6 protein-coding genes and 2 pseudogenes are annotated in these 5,946 nt (G+C 39.2%); 1 reads left to right on the top strand and 7 read right to left on the bottom strand.

The genetic code is table 11. The annotated features are described in order from the left end of the window. Positions 1 to 103: 103 nt before the first annotated feature. A pseudogene (locus tag BM135_RS15970) lies at positions 104 to 274 on the bottom strand (aconitase X swivel domain-containing protein); the annotation flags it as partial. Positions 275 to 839: 565 nt separating this feature from the next. Here BM135_RS15970 and speB point away from each other — a divergent pair. Then, a complete protein-coding gene (gene speB, locus BM135_RS15975; RefSeq protein ID WP_092521463.1) occupies positions 840 to 1,766 on the top strand; it encodes an agmatinase in 927 nt (308 codons plus the stop codon). Between the two features lie 86 nt (positions 1,767 to 1,852). On the opposite strand, the gene BM135_RS15980 is transcribed toward speB, so the two are convergent. The 6 genes and pseudogenes from BM135_RS15980 to BM135_RS17595 form a co-directional block, all read right to left on the bottom strand. Next, positions 1,853 to 2,911 (bottom strand): hypothetical protein, encoded by a 1,059-nt coding sequence (locus BM135_RS15980; protein ID WP_092521464.1) that lies wholly within the window; start codon positions 2,909 to 2,911, stop codon positions 1,853 to 1,855. Between the two features lie 68 nt (positions 2,912 to 2,979). After that, a complete protein-coding gene (locus tag BM135_RS15985; protein WP_245737437.1) occupies positions 2,980 to 3,504 on the bottom strand; it encodes a fimbrial protein in 525 nt (174 codons plus the stop codon). A gap of 31 nt (positions 3,505 to 3,535) precedes the next feature. Beyond that, positions 3,536 to 4,108 (bottom strand): fimbrial protein, encoded by a 573-nt coding sequence (locus tag BM135_RS15990; RefSeq protein ID WP_092521465.1) that lies wholly within the window; start codon positions 4,106 to 4,108, stop codon positions 3,536 to 3,538. Positions 4,109 to 4,131: 23 nt separating this feature from the next. Beyond that, the gene (locus BM135_RS15995; protein WP_092521466.1) at positions 4,132 to 4,620 is read right to left on the bottom strand and encodes a pilus-assembly fibrillin subunit; all 489 of its coding nucleotides are present in this window, start codon (positions 4,618 to 4,620) and stop codon (positions 4,132 to 4,134) included. Positions 4,621 to 4,643: 23 nt separating this feature from the next. Further along, complete coding sequence (locus tag BM135_RS16000) at positions 4,644 to 5,390, bottom strand: fimbrial biogenesis chaperone (protein WP_092521467.1); 747 nt, start codon at positions 5,388 to 5,390, stop codon at positions 4,644 to 4,646. A gap of 103 nt (positions 5,391 to 5,493) precedes the next feature. Beyond that, positions 5,494 to 5,853, bottom strand: a pseudogene (locus BM135_RS17595) (FimD/PapC C-terminal domain-containing protein); the annotation flags it as partial. Positions 5,854 to 5,946: the final 93 nt, after the last annotated feature.

The following is a 5,946-nucleotide window of genomic DNA, read 5'->3' on the forward strand; positions in this document are numbered from 1 at the left end:
ACACGAGATTACAAAACACCGAATGAGTTATTTAAAGGAATACCCACTCATTTACTTCGTTCATTACGGTGTTGCGCTTAATATGTGAATCCAAGAAAGATGCCATCGTACCACCTTTCCCTTCAGTGCAAACCAATACTTTTCCTGCTATTGATTGTCGATAATAATCATGCTCATGAATGAGAAGTTGGCCCGTATTAAAATCATAATCACCAATAAATGAAAATGAATGATTAATAACTATTGCTTGATTTTCATCTTCTGTTAATTTCATAATTAAAATAGATTAAGAAAGTATTTTGATAGTATATAATAACTAATGATGATTGATGCCATTTTATCGCCAAAAAATAACAATTACCTGCCAGTTTTAATAAAGAACGCGGATTTATATAATAAGTAAAACTTCTGTGAAGCAAAAATTAATGACTTGAATCTACATTGTCTTCTGCATGGGTAGGTTTAGGCATATTATCCTGTATGTTAAAGGGCTGATTGCTATTACCGTCAGTGTCTTAAATGTTCATTTGATATTTTGTGGGATCTACTCTTTAAAATTGTGGCAAGCAGAAAACATGTTTAATACTATATGATTAGTCGTTGAACTAAGATGCTTTAGGTACTTTTCTTGTTTGTAGTATGACTTTATACGCATTCGTTTTTTCAGTTTCGGATTGATTGCTAACATTTTGTTTTGCTTGAAATTTAAAATGATAGCGTATTTGGAAGATTAATCTTCTAGCGTAAATAAGCCTCCGTGTCACTGGTTGCTGCCAATTATTGAATATTGACAATATTAGGGACTGGTAATAACAGGGCGGGACTTTTGAGGATATATCATGAGTATTAGCTCCTTAGGAAACCAGATTGATCATTCTTTGGTTTCCAATGCCTTTGGCTTCCTGCGTTTTCCATTGAACTTTCAGCCTTATTCCAGTGATGCGGAATGGGTAATTACTGGTGTTCCTTTTGATATGGCGACATCAGGGCGTGCGGGCAGCCGTCACGGGTCAGCTGCTATTCGTCAGGTATCGACTAATCTGGCATGGGAAAGCAGTCGTTGGCCGTGGAACTTTAGCTTACGCAAACGATTGAATGTGGTGGATTGCGGCGATCTGGTATTTAACTTCGGTGATGCTCAGGATATGAGCGATAAGTTGCAGGCACATGCTGAAAAGGTGTTGGCATCGGGTAAGCGCATGCTGTCTTTTGGTGGTGATCATTTTGTTACTTTGCCACTGTTGCGTGCCCACGCGAAATTCTTTGGCAAAATGGCGTTGATCCATTTTGATGCTCATACGGATACTTATCCCAACGGCAGCAAATTTGATCATGGGACGATGTTTTACCATGCGCCGAATGAAGGGCTGATAGATCCCCATCATTCAGTACAAATTGGTATTCGCACGGAACATGAGACTGATGACGGTTTTACTGTGCTGGATGCCGGTCAGGTCAACGATCGCGGTATTGATGATATTTTGGAACAGATCAAAACGGTGGTTGGTGATTTGCCGATTTATCTGACATTCGATATTGATTGCCTTGATCCGGCATTTGCTCCGGGGACAGGGACACCAGTGATTGGTGGATTGACATCAGATCGCGCTTTGAAAATTGTGCGTGGTTTGCAACCGTTGAATATTGTCGGAATGGATGTGGTGGAGGTGGCTCCGGCTTATGATCAATCCGAGATTACAGCTCTGGCTGCCGCTACAATTGGGCTGGAATTGCTGTATTTACAGGCGTCAAAGAAAGATATGTAGTTTCTGAGTAACACTAGTCTGAGTAACGCTATCTGATTGCAAAACCACCGTGATTGCGGTGGTTTTTGTGTTACCGAAAATATTTGTCAATCAAATGCTATTGTTAATATTGCATTGGTGGAATATTCTCCTGTTGTGATGTTGTTAGCTGTTTTCTTTAACATGCTGCTTATTTGTAATGTTTCACCATCAGGCCCGACTTTGACGATAGATTTATTTTTATTGGGATCATACATAAGGTTATTCCCTTCGACAGATAAAATCGAATTGACTCCGGATTTATCAGTCGATAAAGGTAATTCTATTTTGTTACCTTTTTCTGTCTTTTTCCCTGATGAAGAACTGGATGTGAGTGATAGTGTTATATCCGCAAGTTTATCACATTGGATATTAATATTACGTTTGACAATGTTTCCGTCGAAGTTTGTAGTGGTTAAATCAGGATGTTTTAGTTCTATTAATCCAAATGGAGTTGTTCTACATGAATTGATTATATTTATCTCGTAATCCATATTTAATATCGCACCAGTATTTAATGTTAGGCCATATTTTTTAAGATTACTGTCATTTATTGGTGGCGTTTCTCTATATGCGTTCACTCTGCCAATATCGACTGTACCTGTCCAGTTTCCTACTGGAATGTCTCCTTCTATTCTATAGGTGACTATATTTATTCCTTTGAAATCATTCGGATAAGGACTCCCATTGTCTTCTCCATCAATTCCACAATCAGCTAAATAAGGCGCAGTTGGTTTACCCCAAAACGAGACAAAGTTGCCAAGATTTGAGTTACTATGAGCAATTGGATAAGTAAGTTTGACTTCATTTTCCTGTAGCATTCCTATGGCCTTTATTTTTTTTCCGGCTATTGTTAATTCTATTTCTTTTCTTAGATTGATTATTGAAATTGCTTCAACTTCATCACTTGAAGAGCAGTTAGGATAAATCCATTTTGTAACGGCTTTTATTTTTGGGGGAAGATTTATTTCTATCACCATGATGCTGTTGTAGCCCGTCGTTTCTCCACTATATTTTCCTGTGGCTTTTAAACTTCCTGTTAGTATAAAATAACCTGCTTTGCACAAGCCATATATTGGATTTAGCATCAATAATCCGAAAAATAACAATAATATTTTATTATTCATAAAGTTCCTATATTGGTCATCATCATTATTGATGTTATATAAAATAGTTTGTGATATACAATATCTTATCATTGATAACTTATAACTAAATTAGCTGATGAGCTAAACTCTCCTGCTTCCAACTGTTTGATGTTGGATGTTACTAAACGTGCGGTTAATATTATATCACCTGCTGGTAAGCCAATGTTTGTATCAATTTCATTGACTGGAAGCCATTGGTTTAATACCACCGGATCTTTACCCTTAATCAATGCAATGCCTAATTCATCTATTGATGTTTTTAGTATATTTCCTCCGAGAATGTTCATTACACCATTAGAAGTAGGAGTCACTTTCATTTTTAGTACTTTATTATATGGAGCCATACTTTCACAATTCACTTTCAATTTAATTGGCTTTTCAACTTTTCCGGAACCTACATCCCGGATTTTAGCTTCGCCAAAAAATACATTGACTATGTTATTTCCATCTTCCCCAGTGACGGTGCAAACCGGTTCCCGCAGAGTACCTTTAATCGAGATATTAACATCAGAGTGCCCCCATGTACTCCATATTAGAATGCTTGTTAATATTACAAACTTATATATATTCACAATGTTACTTCCGTTTTTTCATTACACATGACTATTCATAAATCAATTCAAAATTGGCAATAGCTGAATATGCTCCGGGTGTAACTGAAGCACTGCCATTTCTGACTGCTGATGCCGTTTTTAAATAGGCTCCGAATTTGAGCAGTTGAACTTTGTCTGTCAGGGTTTGTGTTGTACTTTCTGCGGTGCCATTTTGTAATGTCAGTATTCTCGGAACATCATTAACGTATTCCACTAACTCAATACCCAGTTCATCGGCTTGCTTACCGCTGATTTTCAATAACCCCTCTAAACCGGGAGCAGTGGCTTCTGTGCCTTTAAATTGCACCTGTACCGTACGGCCGACTTCACATTCTTCCAGGCTAATCTGGAAACGACGTTCGACACTTCGATCATATAAGTCAAAATATTTTGTCCCTATCGGTAAAAACTGTATTTCAATCAGACTAGAGTCCGCACTAAGATCACAAGCTCCCGCCCAAAGTGTTCCTGAAAATTGAATCTCGACTGAGCCGTTAGCGTTTACTGTCAGAAAATTCATCATGGCTAATATTCCCAGAAGTAATACAGCGATATTTTTATTTATCTTGCTTTTTATTCCCATAGCCTCTTTATCCTCGGTTTCAACTAGTCATAAGTGATTTCCAACCGCAGATTCGAATTACCTTTTGGCAGGCGATCTGAGGAAATTTTCAATTGTGGGTTTCCTTGATGAATATTCCAATCAGATCGTTGATATAGCTTTGTAGTCTGCTTAAATAGTTTTGGGACTGTCAGTGTTACGTTGATTGGTAAAGAAGGATTTTTGGAAAGTTCTCCTTCGCCACAGTCAACTAGATCAATGATCAACTCTTTTTCTTGTATATTCTGGCGATTTAGAGAAATTACGAATGAACAAGGAGAACTGACCAATGCCCCATAGACTTCCAGTTGCCCTTCTCTGCCCGAGAGTCCCCCTTGCGTAAGGTAGCTTTTCTCCTGACTGATGATTTGTGCTATACGTGGATCGAATCTTTCTGTTATTACTTCACCTGTATATCCTTTTTCTGCACCATAAAGTAGCCATCCCACTAGTAAGGTAGTGTGAATGTATTGATGGTTTTTTATTCGGTACATACCTGCCTCCTCAGGCTCAACTATTATTGCGGAGATAGGGCTTTCATTGCTGTACATTGTTTATGATTGCAATGGAAGGGCAAGGTTGGACGCCCGCCATAATCATTGATATAAGTCAGATATGGTGTGGCATATTGACCGCGCTTCACTGTTTTATTGCCAAACGGTGCAATCATGACGGTTTCAAATTTTCCGCTTTCGGATTGGGAAACGGTATTACCCATGCCGATGATTGTAATGTAGTAAGGTGTCGGGTTTTTGATGCGATAGCCCCCGTTGACTTTATGTAATACCAGTTGATCCTGCCAGACTGAATTCGGTTTGGTTTTAATGGCAGCGGGGCGGTAAAACAGTTTAATTTTACTTTGCAGTGCGATTTGTAACACATTGGGTTTATCACTCTTGGGTGGGATTTCACGCAGATTAAAATAGAACAGTGATTCCCGATCCTGTGCTAGTAAACTAATTGCGGGTGTTGCTTCTACTCGGACTAAACTACGTTTACCCGGCTCCAGACGTTGAACGGGAGGGGTCACGACCAATGGTCCGGTTGTGATTTTTTGCTGATTAGCATCTTCCAACCATGCCTGTGCTAAGTAAGGCAGTTGCTTATTTTCGTTTGAGATATTTAATGCGATGGATTTATGTCCCCCATCAAATATCGCGCGGGTACGATCGAGAGAAATAGCGGCTTGTCCGGTAAACGAGATTAATGCCAACCCACCTAATATCAACTGTGAAGTCAATTTCATCAGAAATATTTTTTTCATTATTTTTACCACTCCGTTCTGCTCGTTATTTTATGATCTTGTTTTTGGGAATATCATGCCCGCTAGCCGTCACATTTGATGTTTCTCTGTCTGAGTCCTCGCTCTTACAGGGCAGTATTAGTTGTGATAGAGAGTGGATATGGCTTGGTAATGTGGACAGACACTGTTGATTATTATTCCAATTGACTCTTAGCGTTTCGCTTGGCTGAGCACCGCTGATCCACGCTATTCCTCTATCTCCGACAATACCCAATTCGCGTCCGGCAGCGTTACGTACGCTGGCACCAAACGGTGGTGAATTGCCATCCTCTAGTTTAAGTACGGCAAAAAGACGGTTGCCTGTTAAAACTTCAAATTTGCGATAACCAATAGCTCCATCTGTCAGTACGGATTCCACTACGGCATTACGCGCCTCCATGTTTTCACTTAATTTATTGACATCAATCATCGTCGTGTTGCGGTAGGGCAAACGGGTCTAAATTGAACAGTTAGTTCAGTGATGTGCCTTCAGTACATAAAGGTAGGAACATTGATGATCGTTTGTGATTTACAATCC

Origin of the sequence: Xenorhabdus japonica (assembly GCF_900115195.1) — a bacterium.
Classification (GTDB): domain Bacteria; phylum Pseudomonadota; class Gammaproteobacteria; order Enterobacterales; family Enterobacteriaceae; genus Xenorhabdus; species Xenorhabdus japonica.

Bases quoted from the DNA above. Each gene is read 5' to 3' on its own strand.
- BM135_RS15990 (WP_092521465.1), bottom strand. From the start codon at position 4,108: ATGGGAATAAAAAGCAAGATAAATAAAAATATCGCTGTATTACTTCTG.
- BM135_RS16000 (WP_092521467.1), bottom strand. From the start codon at position 5,390: ATGAAAAAAATATTTCTGATGAAATTGACTTCACAGTTGATATTAGGT.
- BM135_RS15995 (WP_092521466.1), bottom strand. From the start codon at position 4,620: ATGTACCGAATAAAAAACCATCAATACATTCACACTACCTTACTAGTG.
- BM135_RS15980 (WP_092521464.1), bottom strand. From the start codon at position 2,911: ATGAATAATAAAATATTATTGTTATTTTTCGGATTATTGATGCTAAAT.
- speB (WP_092521463.1), top strand. From the start codon at position 840: ATGAGTATTAGCTCCTTAGGAAACCAGATTGATCATTCTTTGGTTTCC.